The sequence below is a fragment of the Chryseobacterium cucumeris genome, assembly GCF_016775705.1.
Taxonomy (GTDB): Bacteria; Bacteroidota; Bacteroidia; order Flavobacteriales; family Weeksellaceae; genus Chryseobacterium; species Chryseobacterium cupriresistens.
Genome location: NZ_CP068760.1, coordinates 1,934,758 through 1,958,455, shown reverse-complemented (window position 1 = coordinate 1,958,455; position 23,698 = coordinate 1,934,758). Strand labels below are relative to the sequence as shown.

The 23,698-nt window shown below is 37.2% G+C and carries 20 protein-coding genes and 3 tRNA genes; 18 read left to right on the top strand and 5 right to left on the bottom strand.

Going from position 1 to position 23,698, the window contains the following annotated elements:
• Positions 1-51: 51 nt before the first annotated feature.
• Positions 52-1,569, top strand: a complete 1,518-nt coding sequence (locus JNG87_RS08765) for an FMN-binding glutamate synthase family protein (protein ID WP_202843453.1) — start codon at positions 52-54, stop codon at positions 1,567-1,569.
• A gap of 64 nt (positions 1,570-1,633) precedes the next feature.
• Here JNG87_RS08765 and JNG87_RS08760 read toward each other — a convergent pair whose 3' ends face one another.
• Positions 1,634-2,401 carry a hypothetical protein gene (locus tag JNG87_RS08760; protein WP_202843451.1) on the bottom strand — a complete coding sequence of 256 codons (768 nt, stop codon included), beginning with the start codon at positions 2,399-2,401 and terminating at the stop codon, positions 1,634-1,636.
• A gap of 55 nt (positions 2,402-2,456) precedes the next feature.
• On the opposite strand from JNG87_RS08760, the gene JNG87_RS08755 reads away from it, so the two are divergent.
• Positions 2,457-2,894 (top strand): RNA-binding S4 domain-containing protein, encoded by a 438-nt coding sequence (locus JNG87_RS08755; protein WP_202843448.1) that lies wholly within the window; start codon positions 2,457-2,459, stop codon positions 2,892-2,894.
• Between the two features lie 19 nt (positions 2,895-2,913).
• On the opposite strand, the gene JNG87_RS08750 is transcribed toward JNG87_RS08755, so the two are convergent.
• Positions 2,914-3,429, bottom strand: a complete 516-nt coding sequence (locus JNG87_RS08750; RefSeq protein WP_202843446.1) for a shikimate kinase — start codon at positions 3,427-3,429, stop codon at positions 2,914-2,916.
• Positions 3,430-3,544: 115 nt separating this feature from the next.
• Here JNG87_RS08750 and JNG87_RS08745 point away from each other — a divergent pair.
• The 3 genes from JNG87_RS08745 to JNG87_RS08735 all read left to right on the top strand — a co-directional run bounded on the left by JNG87_RS08745 (position 3,545) and on the right by JNG87_RS08735 (position 3,863).
• Positions 3,545-3,617: transfer RNA gene (locus JNG87_RS08745), tRNA-Lys, on the top strand.
• Between the two features lie 35 nt (positions 3,618-3,652).
• Positions 3,653-3,735: transfer RNA gene (locus tag JNG87_RS08740), tRNA-Leu, on the top strand.
• Positions 3,736-3,790: 55 nt separating this feature from the next.
• Positions 3,791-3,863, top strand: a tRNA-Lys gene (locus tag JNG87_RS08735).
• Between the two features lie 188 nt (positions 3,864-4,051).
• Here JNG87_RS08735 and panC read toward each other — a convergent pair.
• The gene (gene panC, locus JNG87_RS08730) at positions 4,052-4,900 is read right to left on the bottom strand and encodes a pantoate--beta-alanine ligase (RefSeq protein WP_202843444.1); all 849 of its coding nucleotides are present in this window, start codon (positions 4,898-4,900) and stop codon (positions 4,052-4,054) included.
• 170 nt (positions 4,901-5,070) lie between these two features.
• On the opposite strand from panC, the gene JNG87_RS08725 reads away from it, so the two are divergent.
• The 9 genes from JNG87_RS08725 to JNG87_RS08685 all read left to right on the top strand — a co-directional run bounded on the left by JNG87_RS08725 (position 5,071) and on the right by JNG87_RS08685 (position 15,741).
• Positions 5,071-5,841 (top strand): glycogen/starch synthase, encoded by a 771-nt coding sequence (locus JNG87_RS08725; protein WP_110009514.1) that lies wholly within the window; start codon positions 5,071-5,073, stop codon positions 5,839-5,841.
• A 14-nt stretch (positions 5,842-5,855) separates the two neighbouring features.
• Positions 5,856-7,505 (top strand): DUF4270 family protein, encoded by a 1,650-nt coding sequence (locus tag JNG87_RS08720; protein WP_202843442.1) that lies wholly within the window; start codon positions 5,856-5,858, stop codon positions 7,503-7,505.
• A 30-nt stretch (positions 7,506-7,535) separates the two neighbouring features.
• Complete coding sequence (gene glmS / locus JNG87_RS08715) at positions 7,536-9,389, top strand: glutamine--fructose-6-phosphate transaminase (isomerizing) (RefSeq protein ID WP_110009512.1); 1,854 nt, start codon at positions 7,536-7,538, stop codon at positions 9,387-9,389.
• A 108-nt stretch (positions 9,390-9,497) separates the two neighbouring features.
• Positions 9,498-10,919 (top strand): gliding motility lipoprotein GldK, encoded by a 1,422-nt coding sequence (gene gldK / locus JNG87_RS08710; protein WP_110009511.1) that lies wholly within the window; start codon positions 9,498-9,500, stop codon positions 10,917-10,919.
• A 56-nt stretch (positions 10,920-10,975) separates the two neighbouring features.
• Complete coding sequence (gene gldL, locus JNG87_RS08705; RefSeq protein WP_110009510.1) at positions 10,976-11,668, top strand: gliding motility protein GldL; 693 nt, start codon at positions 10,976-10,978, stop codon at positions 11,666-11,668.
• A gap of 51 nt (positions 11,669-11,719) precedes the next feature.
• On the top strand, positions 11,720-13,312 hold the full coding sequence (locus tag JNG87_RS08700) for a GldM family protein (protein ID WP_202843440.1): 1,593 nt from the start codon (positions 11,720-11,722) through the stop codon (positions 13,310-13,312).
• Between the two features lie 22 nt (positions 13,313-13,334).
• Positions 13,335-14,273 (top strand): gliding motility protein GldN, encoded by a 939-nt coding sequence (gldN, locus tag JNG87_RS08695; RefSeq protein WP_110009508.1) that lies wholly within the window; start codon positions 13,335-13,337, stop codon positions 14,271-14,273.
• A 138-nt stretch (positions 14,274-14,411) separates the two neighbouring features.
• Entirely contained in the window at positions 14,412-15,446 is a 1,035-nt protein-coding gene (locus JNG87_RS08690) for an NAD(P)/FAD-dependent oxidoreductase (protein ID WP_202843438.1), read from the top strand.
• A 34-nt stretch (positions 15,447-15,480) separates the two neighbouring features.
• Positions 15,481-15,741, top strand: a complete 261-nt coding sequence (locus JNG87_RS08685) for a SemiSWEET transporter (RefSeq protein ID WP_202843436.1) — start codon at positions 15,481-15,483, stop codon at positions 15,739-15,741.
• A 53-nt stretch (positions 15,742-15,794) separates the two neighbouring features.
• Here JNG87_RS08685 and JNG87_RS08680 read toward each other — a convergent pair whose 3' ends face one another.
• Both JNG87_RS08680 and JNG87_RS08675 read right to left on the bottom strand, forming a co-directional pair.
• Positions 15,795-16,229 (bottom strand): META domain-containing protein, encoded by a 435-nt coding sequence (locus JNG87_RS08680; RefSeq protein WP_202843434.1) that lies wholly within the window; start codon positions 16,227-16,229, stop codon positions 15,795-15,797.
• 38 nt (positions 16,230-16,267) lie between these two features.
• Positions 16,268-16,660 carry a multicopper oxidase domain-containing protein gene (locus JNG87_RS08675; protein ID WP_120233455.1) on the bottom strand — a complete coding sequence of 131 codons (393 nt, stop codon included), beginning with the start codon at positions 16,658-16,660 and terminating at the stop codon, positions 16,268-16,270.
• A gap of 639 nt (positions 16,661-17,299) precedes the next feature.
• Between JNG87_RS08675 and JNG87_RS08670 the strand changes: the two genes are divergently transcribed.
• The 4 genes from JNG87_RS08670 to JNG87_RS08655 all read left to right on the top strand — a co-directional run bounded on the left by JNG87_RS08670 (position 17,300) and on the right by JNG87_RS08655 (position 23,557).
• On the top strand, positions 17,300-17,686 hold the full coding sequence (locus JNG87_RS08670) for a hypothetical protein (protein WP_110009503.1): 387 nt from the start codon (positions 17,300-17,302) through the stop codon (positions 17,684-17,686).
• A 146-nt stretch (positions 17,687-17,832) separates the two neighbouring features.
• Positions 17,833-18,915: an efflux RND transporter periplasmic adaptor subunit gene (locus tag JNG87_RS08665; protein WP_410668096.1), complete on the top strand. Its 1,083-nt coding sequence runs from the start codon at positions 17,833-17,835 to the stop codon at positions 18,913-18,915.
• 21 nt (positions 18,916-18,936) lie between these two features.
• A complete protein-coding gene (locus tag JNG87_RS08660; RefSeq protein WP_202843431.1) occupies positions 18,937-22,128 on the top strand; it encodes an efflux RND transporter permease subunit in 3,192 nt (1,063 codons plus the stop codon).
• Positions 22,100-23,557 (top strand): TolC family protein, encoded by a 1,458-nt coding sequence (locus JNG87_RS08655; protein WP_202843429.1) that lies wholly within the window; start codon positions 22,100-22,102, stop codon positions 23,555-23,557. The genes JNG87_RS08660 and JNG87_RS08655 overlap by 29 nt, the downstream gene beginning before the upstream one ends.
• The last annotated feature ends 141 nt before the right edge of the window (positions 23,558-23,698 follow it).

The following is a 23,698-nucleotide window of genomic DNA, read 5'->3' as shown; positions in this document are numbered from 1 at the left end:
CTTTGCAAAAATTCTACTAAATTTATTTTTAAACTTTTAAATACTACATTCATGAGAGATAAGTTTTTATCTTGGGGAATTGTATTAGTAGCTGCTACATGGATTGTAGCAATACTGATCAGAGCGCATTATTGGATACCTACGCTGTTATCCGCAATTTATGCATTGGGTGTTTACAATGCTTACCAATCGAAACATGCTATTTTGAGGAACTTTCCTGTATTGGGATACTTCAGGTATTTTTTCGAAAGTATTTCACCCGAAATGCAACAATACTTTATTGAAAGGGAAACAGATGGGAAACCATTTCCAAGAAACCAGCGTTCTGCAGTATACAGACGTGCAAAAAATTTAAGTGATACGGTAGCTTTTGGTACGCAGCTGGAAGTAAATCACAGAAAGTATGAAGGGATCAAGCATTCTATTTATGCAAAATCACCATCAGAAGAACTTCCGAGAGTATGGGTTGGAGGAGAACAATGTACACAGCCTTATCATGCTTCTTTATTTAACATCTCAGCAATGAGTTTCGGGGCCTTGAGTGACAGAGCACAGATCTCACTGAACAGAGGAGCCAAAAAAGGAAACTTCTATCATAATACAGGGGAAGGAGGAATTTCACCTTATCACCTGGAAGGAGGAGATCTTTGCTGGCAGATCGGAACAGGATATTTCGGATGCCGTGACGAGGAAGGGAAATTCAACCCTGAATTATTTACAAAATATTCCACGCTTCCTAATGTTAAAATGATTGAAATCAAATTATCACAGGGAGCAAAACCAGGACACGGAGGAGTGCTTCCGGGAGTAAAAAATACACCGGAAATTGCAGCGATTCGTCATGTCACACCGGGAATGACTGTTATTTCACCACCATCCCATAGCGCTTTTTCTGATGCTGGCGGATTGCTGAGGTTTGTACAGCAGTTAAGAGAACTTTCAGGAGGAAAGCCAATTGGTTTTAAACTTTGTATCGGTGATACCAAAGAATTTGAAGATATCTGTGTACAGATGAATGTATTGAAAATTTATCCTGATTTCATTACCATAGATGGTGCAGAAGGAGGAACAGGAGCTGCACCACCGGAGTTTTCAGATGGAGTAGGGATGCCGTTGGAACCTGCTTTGATCTTTGTGAACAGAACGCTTAATAACTATAACCTGAGAAGTAAATTAAGAGTGATTGCCAGTGGTAAAGTTCTTACCAGTCTTGATATTCTGAGAGCCATTGCCATGGGAGCCGATATGTGTAACAATGCCAGAGGATTTATGTTCTCTTTGGGATGTATCCAGGCCCTGAGATGTAACTCCAACAATTGTCCTACAGGAGTTGCTACACAGGATAAAATGCTTATTAAAGGACTCGATGTAACAGATAAGGCAGAAAGAGTGTATCACTTCCATAAAAATACACTTCACACCTGCAATGAACTCATTGCGGCTGCAGGAAGAAGTTCTTATGAAGAAGTAGACGCCACCATGTTTATGAGAGGAGATGAGTTTGACCACCTTGCAGATCTTTATTTCCCGGATATTTTAGGAAATGTAAAACAGAAAGCAAGATCGTAATCAACATTACATATAACAAAAACACCGCCATTTATGCGGTGTTTTTTTATTGTATGAATATTTTTTATTGTTGTTGTTCTGTTGTCTGTTTATCACTATCAGGTCTGTCCTCTCTTCCATAAATCTGAAAGTTGAATACAAAAGTCCTGTTTCTGTAAGACATGTTTAAATATGGATAATGAGGGTTTCTTGCAAAAGCAGCTCTGGAAGGAACAATGATTACTCCCTGTAGGTTGTAAGGTGCCTCGCTGGAAAGATTATTGTATGCTTTGAACTTCTGTAAAGCTTCTCTGAACCCAGGGATTTGATAATATTTTGCTTTTTTTGCAGCATCAGTTGTACCAGCTTCCAGTATTGATTTTTTTACATAATAATACGTAGGATCAATAACAGGAACACCTGTTCCATCAATAGTATTTAAAAAAGCGGTTTTTGATGTAAATGAAGTGTTTCCGTCAGAATTAACTGCCAGGTAAGAGTATGCTCTTCCCATGATTTTAATAATATCAGTATCTCCAATGGTTTTTGCAGAGGCAGCGGGTGGCTGAGCTCCGTCTCTCATAATGTAGATAGTTCCCGAAGGTAGTGTTATGGGACTCAGTTCAGACAGCTTCTTTTCAGTATCATCCGCAGTATCTGTAGAACTGAAAGCTTTTATATTACCCTGTGCATCCAGATAATTCTCATCCATGAACTTCTTAATGGCCTGATCATCATACGTGTTTTGCGTAGCAACATCTTCCGGCTCTACATAGGTTGATACATCATCATCTTTCTTACAAGCAGAAAAACACAAAGATCCTGCAAGGATATATAAAAATATTTTTTTCATTTCAAAAAACTTTAATTACTTTACAAATAATATAACGGCAAAAGTATAAAAAAATATGAGAATAGATAAATTTTTATGGAGCATTCGTTTTTATAAGACGAGAAGTATTGCAGCAGAGGAGATTAAAAAGAACAGAGTTTCTATAGGAACGTCTGCCGTAAAGTCGTCTAAAGAAGTAAAAGAAGGAGATACGATCAAAATCCGTAAGAATCAGATTGATTATAAAATAAAGGTAATTCAGATTCCTAAAAGCAGAATTGGAGCAAAGCTGGTGCCTCTTCACATTCAGGACGTCACAGATAAAGAGCAATACGAATTACTGAAACTTCGTAAAATGTCACAGGACTATTACAGAAACAAAGGAGAGGGAAGACCTACCAAAAAAGACAGAAGAGAAATGGATGAATATGTAGGCAACGATATCGACTCCGATTTTACAGACTGGGATGATTTCTTCGGAGAGACTGGCGGTGAAGGTGAGGATGAAGATTAATATAAAAAGTAAAAAAGCTCTAGAGATAGAGCTTTTCTACTATTTCGTTAACGATGTCTTCCGGTTCTCTGGAATCTGTCCCGACAGTGAATTGTGCTTTGCTGTAAAACTGATTTCTTTCAAATAAATGTTTGGCAATAAATTCCGGCAGGTCTTCATCTGATATATTGGCAATCAGTGGCCTTTTTTCTTTCTGCTTTGAAAGTCTTTCCACCAGTGTTCCCACTCCGGTTCTTAAAAAAACGCTCTTGGAGTTGTGATTAATGATCTCCATATTATTATAATACACCGGGGTTCCTCCGCCAAGACTTAAAACTACATTTTCTTCAGAAGCCAATATCTCTTCAAGTGCCTCCCTTTCCAGTTTTCTAAAGTAAATCTCTCCCTTTTTCTCGAAAATTTCAGGGATGGTTAATTTATTTCTTCTGGAAATCTCTTTATCGAGGTCAATTAATTTAAAATCGATTTTTTCGCTTAATATTTTGGAAATGTGCGATTTGCCACTTCCCATGTATCCGATCAATGAAATTACCATGAATTTTTTTTAAACAAATTTGCGAAAAAGTTTTGAGATAAAGAAAAAAGTCATATCTTTGCACCACTTAAAACAAGGGACATTACTTAAATGAAAACTTGTTGCACAAGTGGCCGACTCGGTAGCTCAGCTGGTAGAGCAATACACTTTTAATGTATGGGTCCTGGGTTCGAATCCCAGCCGGGTCACTAGCAATAATAATTACTTAATTTGTGATTTTATTGCCTGCGTGGTGAAATTGGTAGACACGCCATCTTGAGGGGGTGGTTTCCTAAGGATGTGCTGGTTCGAGTCCAGTCGCAGGCACTGCAAAGAAAATTTTATAATTAATATTGAAATTTATTTCATTTTAATTGTGGCCGACTCGGTAGCTCAGCTGGTAGAGCAATACACTTTTAATGTATGGGTCCTGGGTTCGAATCCCAGCCGGGTCACAAGTTTACTGAAAAGTAAATTTTTTTCATATTAATATTTTGTGATTTGGTGTTTCAAAGGCTTCCTTCAGGAGGCCTTTGATTTTTGTATGAATCAAGGTTGTGAATGGTGTTAGCCTTACTTTATTCAATATCAATAAAAAAATCCCCGACCTAAGTCAGGGATCTGATATTTAAATCTGGAAAGATTAATCCAGATGCATATTGTCAATTAATCTTACACCATCTACTACCACTACAATAAATGCTCTGAAGCTTCTGTCTTTATAGAAAAAATCAGTCTCCTGTAATGTTTTTTCATCAGCAATCAGGAAATATTCCAGTTTCATTCCCTGCTGGTCATCAAAAATATCAGCTACTCTTTCCTTGATTTCCGGAATGGTAACAGTTCTGAACCAGTCGTTTACTTTTTTTAAAGTCTCATAAATTACTTTAGAGGCTTCTCTCCGGTCTTCATGAAGTCTTTGATTTCTTGAGCTTAGCGCCAATCCGTTTTCTGCCCTGTAAATAGGAACTCCGGTTATTTTAACGGGAAGATGCTTTTTCTCTACCATTTTTTTAATAATAGCAAGCTGCTGGAAATCTTTTTCACCAAAATAAGCATTATCAGGCTTTACCTGTCTGAAAAGTTCTTCTACAACAGTTCCTACACCATCAAAATGACCCGGTCTTGATTTTCCTTCCATCTCATTTTCCAGTCCGTCAAAATCATATCGCAGGCTTTCGGCTTTCTCAGGGTAAATATCTGCTACCTCCGGAATATAAACTGCATCTACAAGACCAGAATTCTGAAGAATCAATATATCTCTGTTGACATCTCTTGGATATTTTTCAAGATCTTCAGGATTGTTAAATTGAGTTGGATTTACAAAAATTGAAGAAATAACAAGATCATTTTCCTTTCTTGCCTCTTCATACAGAGAAAGATGGCCTTTGTGCAGGGCACCCATGGTAGGGGCAAAGCCAATTCTTTTTCCCATTTCTTTCTGTCTTTCAATGAAATCCTGAAGGACTTTTCTGTTTTTTAGAACTTCCATAGTTTATTTTAATACTATTTCAAAAATACTAAAAATATCGCATAATAATATGTGGTTTTAATAATTTGAAAAGGGAATTTTCGTAAAAAAATGTTAATTAAAATAATGTTGGATGTTTTTTTGTAATTTTGCACATTAAAGCATTTTTACAAAAATTAGATAGAAAGTTTATGCCGAATCAAAAAATACTGTACATTACTACAGAGATGTATCCATATCAGGAAGATACAAATATGGCTGCAGTGGTAAACAAAATGGCACTTAAGATGCACCAAGAAGGCAATGATGTAAGAGTTTTTATGCCAAGATTTGGACAAATAAGTGAGAGAAAATTCCAGCTTCATGAAGTAATCCGTCTTTCAGGGATGAATATTATTATCAATGATCTGGACCAGCCTCTGATCATTAAAGTAGCGTCTCTTCCGGGGGAAAGACTTCAGGTTTACTTTATTGACAATGAAGAATACTTCAAAAGAAAACAATATTATTTCGACGATGAAGGAAACCCTTTTGAAGACAATGACGAAAGAGCTATTTTCTTTGCAAGAGGAGTTATTGAAACCATTAAGAAACTAAACTGGGTGCCGGATGTTATCCATTTAAATGGATGGATGTCTTCTTTTGTTCCAATTTATCTTAAAACGTACTACGAATCAGATACTTATTTCAAAGACGCGAAAATTATACTTTCTCTTTACAATGAGAAAGATGCTGACCTGGATAAAAAGATTGACGAAAAACTGCAGTTTGATAATATTTCAGGATTAAAAGCGTTAGATAACCCAACGATTAAAAGTTTTGTTATCGAAAGTATGAACTATGTAGATGCCGTTGTGAAAGGTGACGAGTTTCTGGATGAAGATCTGGATAAAGCTTTCAATGAAACTGCTACCCAAAAATCAGAGTATCTGGACATAGATTCAATAAATCAACTTTATTAAAAAACACATTTTTAATGACTTATAATCTTAAAAGGACCTTCGCCATACTTTTGATGGCGTTTTTCGGAAGTACATTCCTTCATAACTGCGAACCGGATCCGGATTCTCTTGGCGAGCAGTTGTTTAATGATGATGCAGCACAAGGTAATGAAATTGCATATCCCGTTATCGCATACAATTACAGTAACAACGATTCAATCAGAAGTGATGCTGCCAGACTGATCAGTGGGGTGAGCGAATCTGGTTCGGCTTCCTATGTAGGTGTTCTTGGAGCATTTACTGAAAACCAGTTTGGAATGCAGAGAGCTTCTTATGTTACTCAGCTGAGAATGCCGGTAGATAATTATGATTTTAACGGAGCGAATCCAAAAGTAGATTCTGTAGTTCTTGTAGTGAGACCACCTGCAAATACTGCCGCGAATACCTACTTTTTTGAAGGCGATTCATTAAAAACAAAAACATTTGAGAAAACTGATTTCCCGGTAGATGGAGTTGCTACAGCGGTTTCCATTGAAAAGAAAATGTACCCTGTTCGTAAATACGGTAAAACAGCAGGTTCAAAATCAATGAAAATCAATGTACATGAAGTAACCACGTTCATAGATGCAAATGATGACAGTTTCAAACGTTCCAATAAAACAATAAGTACTGGTGAACTGCTGGGATCAGGAGTATTTGACGGTACTATCAGTTCTACATCTATCACTAAAAAATCTGACAACTCAGTTGTATTTACCGGAAACTTAGGATTCAGAATGAAGTTGAGTAATACAGACTTTTTCCAGACTCATATTCTTGATAAAAAAGGAAAACCTGAGCTTCAGGATGCTTCCAACTTCATCAGATATTTTAAAGGAATAAAAATTTCTGTAGATGAAACGGATAAATATCTTTACCAGTTCTCTCCTAATGATTTGCAGCTTATCATGTATTATAAATATGATAAAACAGAGAACGGAACAACAACAAGACCGCAGACAACCCTTAATTTCAACTTAGGAGGTTCTAATGCGCATCTCGGGCTGTATGAATACAGCAGATCCGGATCATCTGTTGCGGCTGCATTGGCTGCAAGTAACCCTAGTGAAGGAGATGAAAGACTTTTTGTTCAGGGAATGGGAGGACCATCTGTGGTAGTTAAGATTAAAGATGAGACGATTGCAAAGCTTAAGGATATTTTTGTTAAAGATAAAGCAGGTATTGTAAGTGCTAAAATCAGAATCTATCTTGATGCTGCAACGTGGAAAAATACAGGTTCTACTGAAGACCGCAGATTTTCACTTTTAACCAATACATTAGATGCTGGTGGTAAAATTGACTACAAAAAACTGGCGTTTACTTCAGATCTTACCAACGGGCTTGGATTATATTATTTTAAAGATAAACCTGAACCAGGTTATTATGATTTTGTCGTAACAAAAACAGTTAAGGATCTTGTAGAAGGGAAGAAAGAAACAGTAGATGGAGTTGAACAGCTGGTTGTTAATAAACCTTTAATAATCAGTGCAGGAACATTTGCTGCCAATGCTACAGGAACCCTTTTAGGAGTTCGTAATACAACAAGAGCATTTGATATGAACAGAATTATTCTTACAGGAGTAGATAAAACCAATACGAATCCGAAGAGAATCCAGTTATTGGTGACTTACGGAACGAAAAAATAGAACAACAAACAACACTATACAAAATAAAATATGTGCGGAATAGTAGGATATACAGGATTTCAAGACGCTTATGAAATTGTAATTAATGGTCTTAGAAGATTGGAATATAGAGGGTATGACAGTGCCGGAATTGTTTTAGAAGGTTCAGATAACAAGCTGGAAGTAGAAAAAACAAAAGGTAAAGTGGAGGATTTGGTGAATATTTCCAAAGAGCTAAAAGGAAAGTCTAAAATTGGAATGGGACACACCCGTTGGGCAACCCATGGAGTTCCAAGTGACAGAAACTCCCATCCGCACTTGTCAAACAACGGTAAAATTGCAATTGTACACAATGGTATTATTGAAAACTATGATACTATTAAAACAATGCTTACTGAAAAAGGATTCACTTTCAAATCAGAGACAGATACTGAAGTATTGGTAAACCTTATCCAGTATTTTATGGATCTTAATCCTGAAATTGATTTCCCTACAGCAGTGAGATATGCATTGAATGAAGTATATGGAGCATATGCCATCACTGTACTTCATGAAGATTATCCAGGGGTATTGGTCGTAGGAAGATTAGGTTCTCCTCTTGCAATCGGAATCGGTGATAAAGAATATTTTATCGCTTCTGATGCTTCTCCATTCGTGGAATTTACAAAAGAAGCTATTTATCTTGAAGAAGGACATATGGCAACGATCTCTCTTGAAAACGGAGTAGATATCAGAACCATCAATGAAAACTCTAAAATTGAGCCTGAAATTCAGGAGCTTAAATTAAGTCTTGAACAGATTGAAAAAGGGGGTTACGAGCATTTCATGCTTAAAGAAATCTTCGAGCAGCCTAAATCTGTACACGATACAATGAGAGGTAGACTTCTTGTAGATGAAGGAGTTATTAAAATGGCTGGAATCTGGGATCATGTTGAGAAATTCAAAAATGCCAACAGGATTATTATCATTGCCTGCGGTACTTCATGGCATGCAGGTCTTATCGGAGAATATCTGATTGAAGAATATGCAAGAATCCCTGTTGAAGTAGAATATGCGTCAGAGTTCAGATACAGAAACCCGATTATTACTGATAAAGATGTGGTAATTGCTATTTCTCAGTCCGGAGAAACGGCTGATACAATGGCTGCTTTAAAATTAGCAAAAGAAAAAGGTGCATTTATATATGGTATATGTAATGTTGTAGATTCTTCCATTGCAAGAATCACAGATGCAGGTTCTTATACCCATGCTGGCCCGGAAATCGGGGTTGCTTCTACCAAAGCATTTACAGCACAGCTTACCATTCTTACTTTAATTGCCTTTAAATTAGGAAAGCACAACGGAAACTTAGGAAACGCTGAATTTATGAGCTTAATTGCTGAGCTTGATGCTATTCCTAAGAAAATTGAAGATGTGTTAAATACCACTCATGAGCTTACGCAGAATATTGCAAAAGATTTTGTGAAAGCTACCAATTTCCTTTACCTGGGAAGAGGATACAATTATCCTGCAGCCCTGGAAGGAGCCTTAAAATTAAAAGAAATTTCTTATATCCATGCAGAAGGATACCCGGCTGCAGAAATGAAGCACGGTCCGATTGCCCTGATCGACGAAAACATGCCGATTGTAATTATAGCACCTAGAAAAGGCCACTATGATAAAATTGTGAGTAACGTTCAGGAAATTAAAGCGAGAAAAGGAAAAATTATCGCTGTAGTAAATAAAGGAGACCGTCAGGTGAGCGAAATGGCAGATTATGTTATCGAAATCCCTGAAACTTCAGAATGTTTCTCTCCAATCGTTGCTTCCGTACCTCTTCAACTGCTTGCTTATTATATTGCAGTATATAGAGGAGCCAACGTAGATCAACCGAGAAACCTTGCAAAATCTGTTACCGTGGAATAAAAAGTTGTTGTAAATAAAATAAATTTAGATTTCTTCCGTTATTTCAAAAAAAATCTTAAAAGTTTCTTAAAAAAATTATATATTTACGGCTTAATTATAAAAATTAACATGAAAAGGATATTTCTTTTATTATTGTCTGCGTCGGTAGCATCGGTATCTTGTTCAGGTGGTGGCAGCTCTTCTGTAGGGAAGCCAGGAACAAAAGGAGAATTGATACCAAGAGAAAAAACTAAATCATTTGTTGCGGAAAGACCATACGGAATGGTCGCAATTCCTGCAGGTTCGTTTGTTGCTGGTTTAGCAGACCAGGATCCGACGAATACACCTGAAAAAGCATCATTGAAGACAGTTACTGTTTCTTCTTTCTTCATGGATGAAGCAGAAACTACCAATGCGGAGTACAGAGTATTTATCAATTATGTAAGAGACTCTATCGCAAGAACTTTACTAGCTGAAGCTGCCGGAGAAGGTGGTGACGAAGGTGGACGTAAAGGAGCAAGCATAGGAGATTACGCATACCTTGCTAAAAAAGAAGAAAATTTAACACCTTATCAAGAATATATGGAAGGCCAGGGCGGCCGTGAAGACGGAAGCTATGATGCCAGCAAAAGATTAGATTGGAAAATCCCTTTACACTGGAGTACATCAAAATATCCGGATGTAGAATACGCAGAAGTTTTAGAATCTATGTATCTGCCTTCTTCTTCAAGAATTGGAAACGAAAGAATTTTAGATGTAAGTAAGCTGAAATATACTTACCGTTGGGGAGATATGGACGCTGCTGTTGCAGATAACGAAAGAGGAGCTAACTACCTGAAAAGTGAAAGTATCGCGATCTATCCTGATACTACAGTTTGGGTAAAAGATTTCCACTTTGCTTACAATGAGCCATTGTTTGAACAGTATTTCTGGCACAAGGCTTATAAAGACTATCCTGTTGTCGGGGTTACCTGGGATCAGGCAAGGGCTTATTGTAACTTCAGATCTAAATTGAAATCAGATTACAACGAAAGTTTAAAAAGAAAAAAACAAAAACCATTAGTATTTCGTCTTCCAACAGAAACTGAATGGGAATATGCTGCCAGAGGTGGTATGCAAAATGCTACTTACCCTTGGGGTGGTCCATATTTAATGGATGACAGAGGTTGCTACCTTGCCAACTTCAAGCCTAAGAGAGGTAACTACATGGAAGACGAGAAAAAAGGTACTTATACATATACAGCTCCAGTTAAGAAATTTAAGAAAAATGGGTTTGGGTTATTTGATATGGCTGGAAACGTTTCTGAATGGACATTATCTTCTTTTAACAACTCTTCAGCTGGATTCACTTCTACATTAAATCCTTCTACTAAGGATAAAAAGGATACGAAGAAATCCGTAAGAGGTGGATCTTGGAAAGATATAGGATATGCACTGATGACAGGTGCGAGAGATTGGGAAAGAAAAGATTCCGCAAGAAGCTATATCGGATTCAGAACTGTACAGGACATTCCTGAAGCAGCCGTTAAACCAAGAAGAGTTAACAGATAACTAATCAGACAATTTTCAATAACAATTTTATTTAACATTAAAAAAACTAACTCAATATGTTTAAGACTAAAGATGCTTGGATGAATTTCTTTTATTCATTCGGTGCTGCAATTGTAATTCTTGGAGCTTGGCTTAAAATTACTCACATTACCTTAGGACCTATTAATGGTAACATCGCGCTTACTGTAGGACTTATTACTGAGGCTATTATCTTTATCATCTTTGCATTTGACCCTCCAAAAACTGAAGAGTCTTATGCCTGGGAAAATGTTTATCCTGAGTTATTAGATAAACATGCGAATCCAAACCCTTTACATTCTAATGTAACAACTAAAAATACAAGCGCTCAATTTGCTGAATTGGAAAACTCTCTTTCCAGCAAATTGGATAAAATGCTTGAAGATGCCAGATTAGACGTTCAATTATTTGAAAGATTAAGAACAGGAATTGATAAATTCTCAAACTCTGTTGATCAGATTAATCAGACTGTTGACGTATCTGCTTCTACTCATAAATATAACGACCAGTTGAATAAAGCAGCTCAGCATATGGAAAGTATGAATGCACTTTATGCAATGCAGCTTGAAAGCGGTAAGAGACAATCTGAATTTGCTAACAAGTATGTTGCTGATATGCAGAAATCTGCAGAGCAATCTGAGAAATTCAACCAAGAGCTACAAGGTTTAACATCTAATCTTAATAACTTAAATAGAGTTTATGGTGGTATGCTAACTGCTATGAAGTCTTAATTCCTAACCATTTCTAAATTAACTACTTAATCAAAAAACAAAGAAAAGAGAATGGCACAAGGAAAACAGACCCCTCGTCAGAAGATGATCAACCTGATGTATTTGGTGTTCATCGCGATGATGGCCCTAAATATTGATGCAGAAATCATCAGATCATACTATGACTCTACCAGAGCATTAAATGAAACCAGAACTTTAACAGAAAGAAAGAACGAGAAGATCTTTGAGAGAACGTTGGAAGCTAAAGCTCAGCAAGTTCCTGATACTTACGCACAGCCTTGGGCTCAGTACAAAGTATTGAAAACCAAAATTGATGCGTTGGTGAAATCTGCTCAGGATGTTAAAGATCTATTGAAAAAACAATCTGAGTTTCACGATAAGGATCCTAAAACAGGAAAAGATATTGATGTAAGTGAAAACTTTGCTGCATTGAACAATAATGAAGCGACTACTGAATATTTCTTTAAGGAAGGAGATGAAAATACTCCATCAAAGAATGCACTGGATCTGAAAGCTAAAATTGATGATGTAAGAAACTACATCAATGCTACTTTCGGAAGCAATGCCCAGTTACAGGATTTAGTAGCAAGAGCCAATAAGTCTCTTATTGCGGAGTATCCTAAAGGAACATCTCCCAATGAAAAGACCTGGTTTCAGAATAAATTTTACCATCAGCCGCTAATCGCTGCGATATCTAATTTGGAAATTATCCAAAATGATGCCAGAAACGTTCAGTCTGATGCATTGGCACTATTACTTCAGGAAAAAGTAGATGCGAATATCAAATTCTCAAGCTATGAGCCTATTGTTTCAGGTCCGGTAGATATCCAGGCAGGAAAACAGGCTGAAGTAAAAGTAATGCTGGGAACTTATTCTAACAGTAACAAGATCAGCATCTCTGGAGTAAGCAGAGTAGAAAACGGTAAAGGTGTTATGCAAATTTCAGGTTCTGGAATTGGCGAACATAAATTAGGAGGTACGATTACATTAACAGATGCTTCAGGGAAACCTCAGTCTTTCCCTTGGACACATACTTATAATGTAATTGCAGGACCAAGAGAAGTAAAACTTGAAAAAGGATTATTACTTTCTGCCGATAAGATGAATGTAATGTATAGAGGACTTGAGAACCCTGTTTCAGGATCAATCTTAGGTGCTGACAATTCTAAACTTTCATTATCTGCAGCAGGAGCTACTGTGAAGAGTACAGGTCAGGGTAAATGGAATGTTACTCCTACAACAGGAAATGTAGTGAAGTTAACATTATCAGGAACAGATCCATATGGTAAAACAGTTTCTCAGGTATTTGAATATAGAATTAAGAATATCCCTAGACCACAAGGTCAGATCAGAGGTAAAGCTGTAAACTTTATGCCGGTAGGTTCTATTCCTAACCAGATTGTTTCTGCTACTTTACCAGACTTTGACTTCCCTGTTTCATTCACTGTTAATAGCTTTATTATTAAGCTTCCAGGAAAAGCAGGTACTCTGATTCAAGGTAGCTCACTATCAGGAGCAGAAGGTATGCTTAGAAACCTTAGACCTGGTGATGTAGTTCAGATTTATGATATTCAGGCTACGGCTACAGGATTGGGTAACCAGAGACTTAAGGAAATTTCACCTGTAATTATTAATGTTCAATAAGGTTAATTTGTAAAATCATATTATGAAAAAATATATTAGCACCCTTTTAGTTTTAGTTTCGGGATTCGCTTTTTCCCAGACTATTCTGAATGCTGCTTCTCCTGAGGAATTCAGACAAATGAGAGCTGAATCAATGAGAAAAGCAGGGGATACTGTTATCAGCAATAAAGTAAAGCCTCTTGAATATGGTTTCGTTGATGACAAGGATATTTACAAAAGTATGTTTGTTTGGGAAATCATTGATATGAATGATAAGATCAACCAGCCGTTTTATTATGACAATCCGGATGGTCTTCTTTCCAGCTCTACAAGATCATTATATCAATTATTACTTGATGGAGCCCTTAAAGGTGACATCAAAGAAGTTTATGATGACGAAAACTTCGTTACCAGACTTTCACCGGAAGCCATTCAGAAAAGATTGGAAAGTGTAAGACTTGACGAAGAAGCTATCGATATCCTTAACTCTGGAAGAACACTTACAGAAGACGAGAAGAAAAGATTAACAGATATCATCAGAACAACTACTGATAAAGTAAAAGTTCTTAAAGTGATGGGTATGTGGTTTATCGATAAAAGAGATGGTCAGATGAAATACAGACCGCTTGGTATCGCAGCTATGGGTCCGGATCCGACATCTGTTGGAAGAATTGGTCCTGATGGTCAACCTTTAGCTGGTGCTGATGAACTGATCGATTTGTTCTGGATTTACTATCCAAGTGCTCGTGATATTTTAGCAAACAACTATGTTTTCAATAGAAAAAATTCTTCTGCTGACTTATCTTTCGATGATGTCATCAATGCAAGAAGGTTCTCTTCTATTATCTACAAATCTTCAAGCGGTTTAGGAGATGGTACTATCAAAGACTATATTCCTAGAAATGCTGAAGAGCAGCTGGAAGAAAGCGACAGAATCAAAGCACAGATTCTTGACATGGAAAATGATATGTGGAATTACTAAATTTCACTTGATATTTATAGAAAACCTGAGTATTTTTACTCAGGTTTTTTTATGATAAAATCGCCCTTTGTTTATACCGAACAATAACCAATGACACAGGCGATCACATATGACCTTTAAACAAATGAAATTTCTCATATGAAGCATGTAGATTATATTATTGTAGGAGACGGATATGCAGGGCTTTTTGTGGCCCATCAGCTAATTAAAAATGATAAATCTTTCGTCATTTTTACTGAAGGACGAAAAAGTGCTTCCCAGGTCTCAGCAGGAATTATCAATCCTGTGGTCCTGAAGAAGTTTACCACATTCTGGAAAGCGCAGGAACAAATAGATTTTCTTAAAGACAGTCTTAAAGAAATAGAATCATATACAGGGGAAAATTATCTGATCAATGCTCCTATTCACAGAATTTTTCATGATGAGAATGAACAGAATTTATGGCTGAAAAAATCCGCAAATGAAGAATTGTCGAATTTTCTTGATCAGAATTTTGATCGTTTAGAGGTAGTAAAAAACGACTTTCTTACAGGAAAGGTGAATCAATCTGCTAGATTGAATGTTAATGGATTTTTTAGCGGTTTATTCGATTATTTTGAAAAAAATGATCAATTGGTAAAGGAAAAATTTGATTATTCAAAATTAAATCCATCTGAATCCACTTATAAAGATTATACCTTCAAAAATATTATTTTCTGTGAAGGAATGGGTGTGAAAGACAATCCCTATTTTTCAGAGATCACCGTGAATCCTAACAAAGGCCACCACATCAGGGTGAAACTTTCCCAGCCAATTCCTGAAAACATAACCATTAAGAAAAAACACTTTTTATTTCCAACCGGAAACGGACTGTATTTTTACGGAGGCACTTATGACAGAGAGCAGCTTCACCATCACATTGATGAATCAGCAGTTGACCAATTGGTGAAGGGACTTTCAGAATTTTATCCTTATGATTTTGAAGTGGAAGAAGTACATTTTGGATTCCGCCCCACAGTAAAAGACAGAAGACCCATCATTGGAAGACATGAAACATTCGGTAATCTTTACGTTTTTAACGGGCTTGGTGCCCGTGGTATCCTCAACGGCTGCTATTTTGCAAGAGATTTATTCCGTTTTATTGAACAGGATATTCCATTGCATGAAGAAGTTTCATTGAAAAGATTTCAATAGTGTATCTTAGTGTTAATTTCCAAACTGAAAATCTATGGATGAAAATATATTAGGTATCGTTGCCGGCGTTCTTACTTCTATTTCGATGATTCCACAGCTTGTCAAAGTAATCAGAGAAAAAAATGTGGAAGATATTTCCTTACTTATGCTCCTGGTTCTTATTTCAGGACTCTCTTTATGGGTGTGGTATGGCTTTGAAAAAGACGAGCTTCCCATTATTTTGTCCAATGCATTTGCTGTTCTGGTCAATATCAGTCTTCTGATATGCTATATGATGTACAATAAAAAAAAATAAAAAAATACGCCTCATCATGATGAAGCGTATTTTTTTATGTAAGTGAAATTTAATTATTGAAGAACAAATTTAGCTAAAGGGGCCATTCTTGCTTTGTTTAAAGTAAGGGTATTTCCGTTTACAGAGTAATTATCTGCTGCCAGGATTGCTTTCGTAAATTGATTTTCAATATCAAGATCTTCACAAGCCATCATGGTAGACATTCCCTGATTGAACTTAATTCTCATTACCTCAGGTTTGATCTCAAATGTTCCTCCCAAGCCATTACATCCGGCATGTCCCTGATATCTCATTCCATCCATTTCAAGTTTGAAATAAGGATTGTTTTTAGGATTCTTCAGTTCAATCGGTTTCCCGTTAAGCTCTGTAAGTTTCCACGTTTTTCCTGTAATATCAGTTGTCGCTTTTTGAGCATTTTGTGTTTTACACGAAACAACTAAAAATGTTGCGATAACAAGTGCCGAAAAATAATAATATAAACTTTTCATAATGTTTATTTTTTTAATTAGAATTGCTAATCCCTATGCTAATACGATGCCATTTTTGCAGGACCAGACTCTTTTTTTGCCTGTTTAAGATGAAACAGAACCATATCTACATTCTTTTTCAGGAAAGTGATATTGCCTTTAATATCAGAATATTGATACTCTTCATTAGAGGCTGTATATTCAGGTAAGGCATCACTTTTTTTAAGGTCAAAAGTTTTACCGTTTAAATGTATTGTTGCTGTATTTTTGGTATTGTTGATGGTCACTTCTATTTTTTCTCCATAACTGTCAACATACACATTTTTTGAAATGTCATCTGTATTTTCTGGGGCAGCAGCGGTAATGGTTTCAGCTTCTTTTCCGGGATGCTTACACGCTGTTAGGGAAATAAGGGTCAATCCGAAAAGGATTGGTACTAATAAATTTTTCATAGTGATAAGTGATTTTAAAGTGTTTCATGAATTATGATATTAATGCTATATAAATTTACAAATATTTTTAATAAATATGTGTTAATTTTTCATAAACTAACAGATAATTAAAATATTAGCTCATTTAACTCACAGTTTTTTGAAACAGAATTCACGAAACAGAAAGTAATAATTATTGTGGAAAATTTAGGATAAACCTTGTTAATTCAGGATTTTTAAAAGGATTTTTTTCCAGAAGGATAAAGTAGTTTTTCTTCATTTTTCATTTGTTGTGTAAATTTTTGGCAAAAATAACTCAAAAAGAAGAGAAGAACAATAAGTTAATGTTAATAATCTGAAATTATGATGAAGTTTAGTTTTGGATAAGGGAGGGGGCAGAATAGAATACCGGGACACTTGGAAATGTTCAAAAAAGCAACAGCATTAAAATTAAAATTTCCTTAAATCCAAAAAAGTGGCTTAATATTTGAAAATTTAAATGGGCACAGATGAAAGATTAGGATTGCTTGAATTATGCTTAAATAAAGGAAATGTTAAATACTTTTCATTCTTTTATTTTCAGGTATTTTAAAGGAGAGTTAAATTTTGTTAATCTGCTATGATAGTATCATAATCTGGGTGTACATTTGCAACTTCAAAATGAGAAACTTTATAGTATACTTTTTAACCGGTCTTTTTCTGCTCTTTGTAGTGGAAAGCAGACTCAACGTTAAAACGCTTCGAAATGACTATTCCGGTCATGTTTCTCATCATATGCCCAAAAGAGCCAACCGCCTGAATCAGACTTTTGAAAAGCTCTCTATTCAGCAAATGGCAGACAATGTAGACAATTCCACTTTAGAACTTACCGAAAACGATTTCCAGCTGTCTGATGTATGGCAGGCTATTGTTGTTTTTGCCGGAGTTTTCAGTCTTGTTTATATTTTTGGATTGAAAAGTTGTAAGCGGTCAAAACCGGATATTCATGGTTTTGTTCTTGGCCTATCTACCAAAAGATTCATTCTTATCCGTTCCATTAGAATTTAAGAATTCCCCGTTTTTATTGATTTTCTGCCTGATTCCAGGTAGAAATACTTTACGCTGTGTATGCCGGTAATCATCACATCGTACCGCTTTTATTACCGTTTTATTCTATCAAAACATTAACGATTTATATAAACTCTAGAATTATGATAAAGAGAGTTGTTTCGGGAATTGCGCTGAGTGTCCTTCTGTTGGCAGTTGGCTGCAATAAGAAAAAAGAAGAAAAAGAAGAAGTTACCGTATATCCGGTGACATCTCCTGTGGTAATGGATACCGTAATCAATAAAGAATATGTAGCCCAGATTCAATCTGTAAAAAACATTGAAGTGAGAGCTCAGGAAAAAGGTTTCCTGGAAAAAATCTTTGTAGATGAAGGCCAGTACGTACAGGCCGGACAAACATTGTTCCGGATCATGCCTAAATTGTATCAGGCAGAATTATTAAAAGCAAAAGCAGAAGTGGAACAGGCTTCCATTGAGCTGAAAAACGCAAGTACATTAGCAGGAAACAATATCGTTTCTAAAAATGAAAGAGCAATGGCAAAAGCCAAGCTGGATGCTGCCAATGCAGAAATGAAGCTAGCTCAGATCCATCTTTCCTTTACTGACATCAAAGCACCGTTTTCCGGTATTATCAACAGAATTCCTTTGAAGCTGGGAAGTCTTGTAGATGAAGGTGATCTGCTGACTTCATTGTCAGACAATACAAGTATCTATACCTATTTCAATGTTTCTGAACCTGAATATCTGAGCTATCAGACTCATGCTGCAGATCGTGGAAGCAATCAGGTTTCTCTGATTACAGCCAATGGAGAAATGTATACACAAAAAGGAGAAATTCAGACGATTGAAGGAGAATTTGATAATGAAACAGGAAATATTGCTTTCCGAGCGAAATTCCCTAATCCTGATAAACTTCTGAGAAACGGAGAAACCGGGAAAGTACAGATGTCAATGCCGGTTCATAATGCATTGATCATTCCACAGAAAGCAACCTATGAAATCCAGGATCAGAAATATGTATTCGTGATTGATAAAAATGGAGTAGCAAAATCCAGAAATATCAAAGTAGCCTATGAACTTCCGGACTTGTATGTAGTGGCATCAGGAATTTCAAAAGGAGATCAGATTCTTTTGGAAGGAGTTCAGAAAGTAAAGGATGATCAGAAAGTGAAAACAAAATTCCAGGATCCTAAGAAAGTTCTTCAATCATTGAAACTAAAAGCAGAGTAGTGGTCTCTAAAACGAAACAGTATGTTTAAGAAATTCATTCGCAGACCAGTTCTGTCCATAGTAATCTCATTGATTATTGTATTTATGGGAATATTGTCATTGGTAAAACTTCCGGTGACACAGTTTCCCTCCATTTCTCCGCCTAAAGTAAATATCACCGCAGAATATCCCGGAGCCAACAACGAACTGTTGATTAAATCCGTAGTAATCCCCTTAGAAAGAGGATTAAATGGAGTTCCCGGTATGAAATACATGACTTCAGATGCCGGAAATGACGGGGAAGCTTCCATTCAGATTGTATTTGATCTGGGAACGGATCCCAATGTAGCTGCAGTAAACGTGCAGAACCGTGTATCTTCGGTGGTCAATAAACTTCCGCCTTTGGTAGTACGTGAAGGAGTAAAGATCACGCGTGAAGAACCTAACATGTTGATGTATATTAACCTGTACAGTGATGATCCTAAAGCTGACCAGAAATTCCTTTTCAACTATGCAGATATCAACGTAATGTCTGAATTGAGAAGGGTAAGCGGTGTAGGTTTTGCAGATATCCTGGGAACCCGTGAATATGCCATGCGTATCTGGCTTAAACCGGATAGATTAACCGCCTATAACATCTCAGCAGATGAAGTAATGGAATCTCTGAATGAGCAGAGTTTGGAAGCTTCTCCCGGAAAAACAGGGGAAAGCTCCGGAAAACGTTCACAGTCTTTCGAATATGTATTAAAATATCCCGGACGTTTTAATAACGAAAAAGATTATGGAAACATTATTTTAAAAGCAAAACCAAACGGAGAATCTGTAAGATTAAAAGATGTAGCGGATATAGAATTCGGAAGTTCCATGTATGACATTTATTCTACATTGAACGGAAAACCTTCCGCAGCGATCACCGTAAAACAATCCTACGGATCCAATGCAAGTGACGTTATCAAAAATGTAAAAGCATTGATGAAGGATCTTGAAAAAAATAACTTCCCGAAAGGAATGCATTACGATATCAGTTATGACGTATCAAGATTCCTGGATGCCTCCATGGAAAAAGTTATCCACACATTGTTTGAGGCCTTCATCCTGGTTGCTATCGTAGTATTCCTGTTCCTTGGAGACTGGCGTTCAACCTTGATTCCTGCTTTAGCCGTTCCGGTTTCATTAGTAGGAACATTTGCCGTCATGTCCGCCTTCGGAATTACCCTGAATATGATTTCTCTATTTGCCCTGGTAATGGCCATCGGGGTTGTGGTAGATGATGCGATTGTAGTTATTGAAGCTGTTCACGCCAAGATGGAAGAAAAACATCTTTCACCATTAAAAGCCACAGAGGAGGCCATGCATGAGATCAGTGGAGCAATTATCGCAATTACACTTGTAATGGCATCGGTATTTATCCCGATTGCATTTATGTCCGGCCCGGTTGGGGTATTCTACCGCCAGTTCTCTATTACAATGGCTTCATCCATTATTTTATCAGGGGTAGTGGCACTTACTTTGACACCGGCTTTATGTGCTTTGATTTTAAGAAATAATCATGGAAAAGCTAAAAAGAAAACTCCAATTACTATTTTCCTTGATAAATTCAATAACCTGTTTACAAAAGGAGCCGGAAGATATGAGAAGCTTCTGAATAAAACAGTGACAAAAAAGACAATAACACTACCATTGTTATTGGCATTTTGTGCCTGCACATTCTTCCTGAGCAATTCTTTACCTTCAGGATTTATTCCGGCCGAGGATCAGGGGATGATCTATGCCATTATTCAGACGCCTCCGGGTTCTACATTGGAAAGGACCAATCAGATCGCCAGAGAGCTTTTGAGAGAATCTGAAGATATTGATGGAGTACAATCCGTTTCTTCTCTTGCAGGATATGAGATTTTGACTGAAGGTACCGGATCCAATTCAGGAACCTGTCTGATCAACCTTAAAAGCTGGGAAGAACGTAAAGAATCAGCTGCAGAAATTATTGAAAAGCTTGAGGAAAAAGCCAAAAATATTCCGGGAGCCAATATTGAATTCTTCCAACCGCCTTCCGTTCCGGGATATGGAGCTGCAGGAGGTTTCGAGCTTCGTCTGCTGGATAAAGCAGGAAGTGGAGATTATCATAAAATGGAACAGGTAAGTAATGACTTTGTGAAGGAGCTTAAAAAACGCCCGGAACTTGGTTCGGCATTTACATTCTATTCTGCGAGTTTCCCGCAATATATGCTTAGGATAGACAATGATCTTGCAGAGCAAAAAGGAGTAACCATTGAAAAAGCAATGGATAATCTATCTACATTGATTGGTTCCAACTATGAAACGAGTTTCATCCGCTTTGACAGGCCGTATAAGGTCATTGTTCAGGCTGGCCCTCAATATCGTGCACTCCCAACCGACCTGTTGAAGCTGTATGTTAAAAATGATAAAGACCAGATGGTTCCCTACTCAGATTTTATGAGGCTTGAAAAAGTATACGGACTATCGGAGATTACAAGACACAATATGTATAACTCTGCAGAAGTAAGTGGAACGCCTGCTCCCGGATACAGTAGTGGCCAGGCAATCAAAGCGATTCAGGAAGTTGCAGATAAAACACTTCCAAGAGGTTTTGGTATCGACTGGGCGGGTATCTCTAAAGACGAAGTAAGCCGTGGTAATGAAGCCATATTTATCTTCCTGGTTTGTTTAGGATTTGTTTATCTCATTCTTTCTGCACAGTATGAAAGTTTCATCCTTCCGCTTCCGGTTATTTTATCTCTGCCTACAGGTATTTTTGGAGCCTTTTTATGCTTAAAACTCTTAGGACTGGAGAATAACATTTATGCACAGGTGGCGATGGTCATGCTGATCGGACTTTTGGGTAAAAATGCAGTGTTGATCGTTGAATTTGCCGTACAGAAGAAAGCCGAAGAAGGAATCCCAGTGGCAAAAGCTGCTATTGAAGGTGCTGCCATCCGTTTCCGTCCGATTTTGATGACTTCATTTGCCTTCATTGCCGGATTAATTCCATTGGTGATTGCAACGGGGCCGGGAGCAATTGGTAACAGAACCATTGGTACAGCAGCAGCAGGAGGAATGCTAATCGGAACCATTTTCGGATTGATGATTATCCCCGGATTGTATTATATCTTCGGAACCATTGCTGATAAGTCACGATTGGCAAGATATGAAGAAGAGAATCCTTTAACAGAACAAACTGAACCTTATGAACATGATGGAAAATTCGAAGACTAAAAATATAATCACAGCCATTACCTTATCACTTGTACTTGCAAGTTGTAAGGCGCCGATGGCGACTGTTATAAAAGATGAGGTAAAAGAAAATATTCCTCAGAACTTTAATCAGGAAGAGCAGCAGGATGCCAACAATAACAGCGGAACCACACCCTGGAGACAGTTCTTTACGGATCCAAACCTGGTAACTCTTATTGAAACGGCTTTAAAAAATAATCAGGAGCTGCTGATTACTCTTCAGGAGATTGAGATTGCTAAAAGTGGTGTTTTAGCTAAAAAAGGAAGATTAACCCCAACGGTGTCTGCAGGAGTAGGAGCAGGACTGAAAAAATCCGGACGCTATACCAGCGAAGGAGCAGGTGATGCTACCACAGAAATTGAACCGGGAAAGGAAATGCCAGATCCGCTTGGAAATTTTGAAGCAGGATTAAATGCCAGCTGGGAGATTGACATCTGGAAAAAGCTCAGAACGGAAAAAGAATCTGCCGTAGCCCATTATCTTTCTACAGTAGAAGGGAAAAACTTTGTTTTATCTAATCTTATTGAAGAAGTTGCCGATAATTATTATGAATTGCTGGCGCTGGATAATCAATTGGATATTATACAGCAGTATATCAAGCTTCAGCAAAAAGCACTGGAAATTTCTAAAATTCAGAAAGAAGCCGCTGCTGCAACAGAATTGGCGGTGAAGAAATTTGAAGCAGAACTGGCAAAATCCAAAGCGGCAGAATATACCATCCGCCAGCAGATTACTGAGAAAGAAAATGAAATCAATGCTTTGCTGGGAAGATATCCACAGCCGATTGTGAGAACGAAGGAAAACTTTATGTCTACCATTCCTCCGACGGTTTATACCGGAATACCATCTCAGTTATTAGCCAACCGTCCTGATATCAAACAGGCCGAGCTGGAATTAAAAGCTTCAAAACTGGATGTGGAAGCGGCAAGAAAAGAGTTTTATCCTTCCCTGGAAATCTCGGCAACATTAGGCCTGGAGGCTTTCAAACCTTCATACCTTGTTAAAATGCCGGAATCAATAGCTTACAATCTTGTGGGTGAATTAGCAGGACCATTAATTAACAAAAGTGCCATAAAAGCGAATTTTCAGACAGCAGATGCAAAACAGGTTCAGGCATTGTACGAATATGACAAAACGATTTTGAATGCTTATCTGGACGTTGCCAATCTGATGTCAAAGGTTAAAAATATAGATCAGTATTATCAACTGAAATCTCAGGAAACGAAAGCCCTGGATCAGTCTATTGATATTGCCAATCAGTTATTCCGAAATTCAAGAGCAGATTATCTTGAGGTTCTTTTGAACCAAAGAGATGCTTTGGATGCTAAAATGGAACTTATTGAGGCAAAACAGAAACAGCTCAGCACAGTAGTTGACATCTATAAAAGTTTAGGTGGAGGCTGGAAATAAAACATCATAATTCTATCAATAAACAGTTAATGTTTTTTGGAAGGGTCAATTCTTTTGAGTTGGCCCTTTTTTATTTTTAAGCAACATGTTTTTGTCGTTGCGGCCGCGCCAGTTGGAGGATCGTGTTAAATGGAAACAGGT

Excerpts from the sequence above, each read along its gene's own strand:
- JNG87_RS08765 (WP_202843453.1), top strand. The coding sequence starts at position 52 with ATGAGAGATAAGTTTTTATCTTGGGGAATTGTATTAGTAGCTGCTACA.
- JNG87_RS08760 (WP_202843451.1), bottom strand. The coding sequence starts at position 2,401 with ATGAAAAAAATATTTTTATATATCCTTGCAGGATCTTTGTGTTTTTCT.
- JNG87_RS08755 (WP_202843448.1), top strand. The coding sequence starts at position 2,457 with ATGAGAATAGATAAATTTTTATGGAGCATTCGTTTTTATAAGACGAGA.
- JNG87_RS08750 (WP_202843446.1), bottom strand. The coding sequence starts at position 3,429 with ATGGTAATTTCATTGATCGGATACATGGGAAGTGGCAAATCGCACATT.
- panC (WP_202843444.1), bottom strand. The coding sequence starts at position 4,900 with ATGGAAGTTCTAAAAAACAGAAAAGTCCTTCAGGATTTCATTGAAAGA.
- JNG87_RS08725 (WP_110009514.1), top strand. The coding sequence starts at position 5,071 with ATGCCGAATCAAAAAATACTGTACATTACTACAGAGATGTATCCATAT.
- JNG87_RS08720 (WP_202843442.1), top strand. The coding sequence starts at position 5,856 with ATGACTTATAATCTTAAAAGGACCTTCGCCATACTTTTGATGGCGTTT.
- glmS (WP_110009512.1), top strand. The coding sequence starts at position 7,536 with ATGTGCGGAATAGTAGGATATACAGGATTTCAAGACGCTTATGAAATT.
- gldK (WP_110009511.1), top strand. The coding sequence starts at position 9,498 with ATGAAAAGGATATTTCTTTTATTATTGTCTGCGTCGGTAGCATCGGTA.
- gldL (WP_110009510.1), top strand. The coding sequence starts at position 10,976 with ATGTTTAAGACTAAAGATGCTTGGATGAATTTCTTTTATTCATTCGGT.
- JNG87_RS08700 (WP_202843440.1), top strand. The coding sequence starts at position 11,720 with ATGGCACAAGGAAAACAGACCCCTCGTCAGAAGATGATCAACCTGATG.
- gldN (WP_110009508.1), top strand. The coding sequence starts at position 13,335 with ATGAAAAAATATATTAGCACCCTTTTAGTTTTAGTTTCGGGATTCGCT.
- JNG87_RS08690 (WP_202843438.1), top strand. The coding sequence starts at position 14,412 with ATGAAGCATGTAGATTATATTATTGTAGGAGACGGATATGCAGGGCTT.
- JNG87_RS08685 (WP_202843436.1), top strand. The coding sequence starts at position 15,481 with ATGGATGAAAATATATTAGGTATCGTTGCCGGCGTTCTTACTTCTATT.
- JNG87_RS08680 (WP_202843434.1), bottom strand. The coding sequence starts at position 16,229 with ATGAAAAGTTTATATTATTATTTTTCGGCACTTGTTATCGCAACATTT.
- JNG87_RS08675 (WP_120233455.1), bottom strand. The coding sequence starts at position 16,660 with ATGAAAAATTTATTAGTACCAATCCTTTTCGGATTGACCCTTATTTCC.
- JNG87_RS08670 (WP_110009503.1), top strand. The coding sequence starts at position 17,300 with ATGAGAAACTTTATAGTATACTTTTTAACCGGTCTTTTTCTGCTCTTT.
- JNG87_RS08660 (WP_202843431.1), top strand. The coding sequence starts at position 18,937 with ATGTTTAAGAAATTCATTCGCAGACCAGTTCTGTCCATAGTAATCTCA.
- JNG87_RS08655 (WP_202843429.1), top strand. The coding sequence starts at position 22,100 with ATGAACATGATGGAAAATTCGAAGACTAAAAATATAATCACAGCCATT.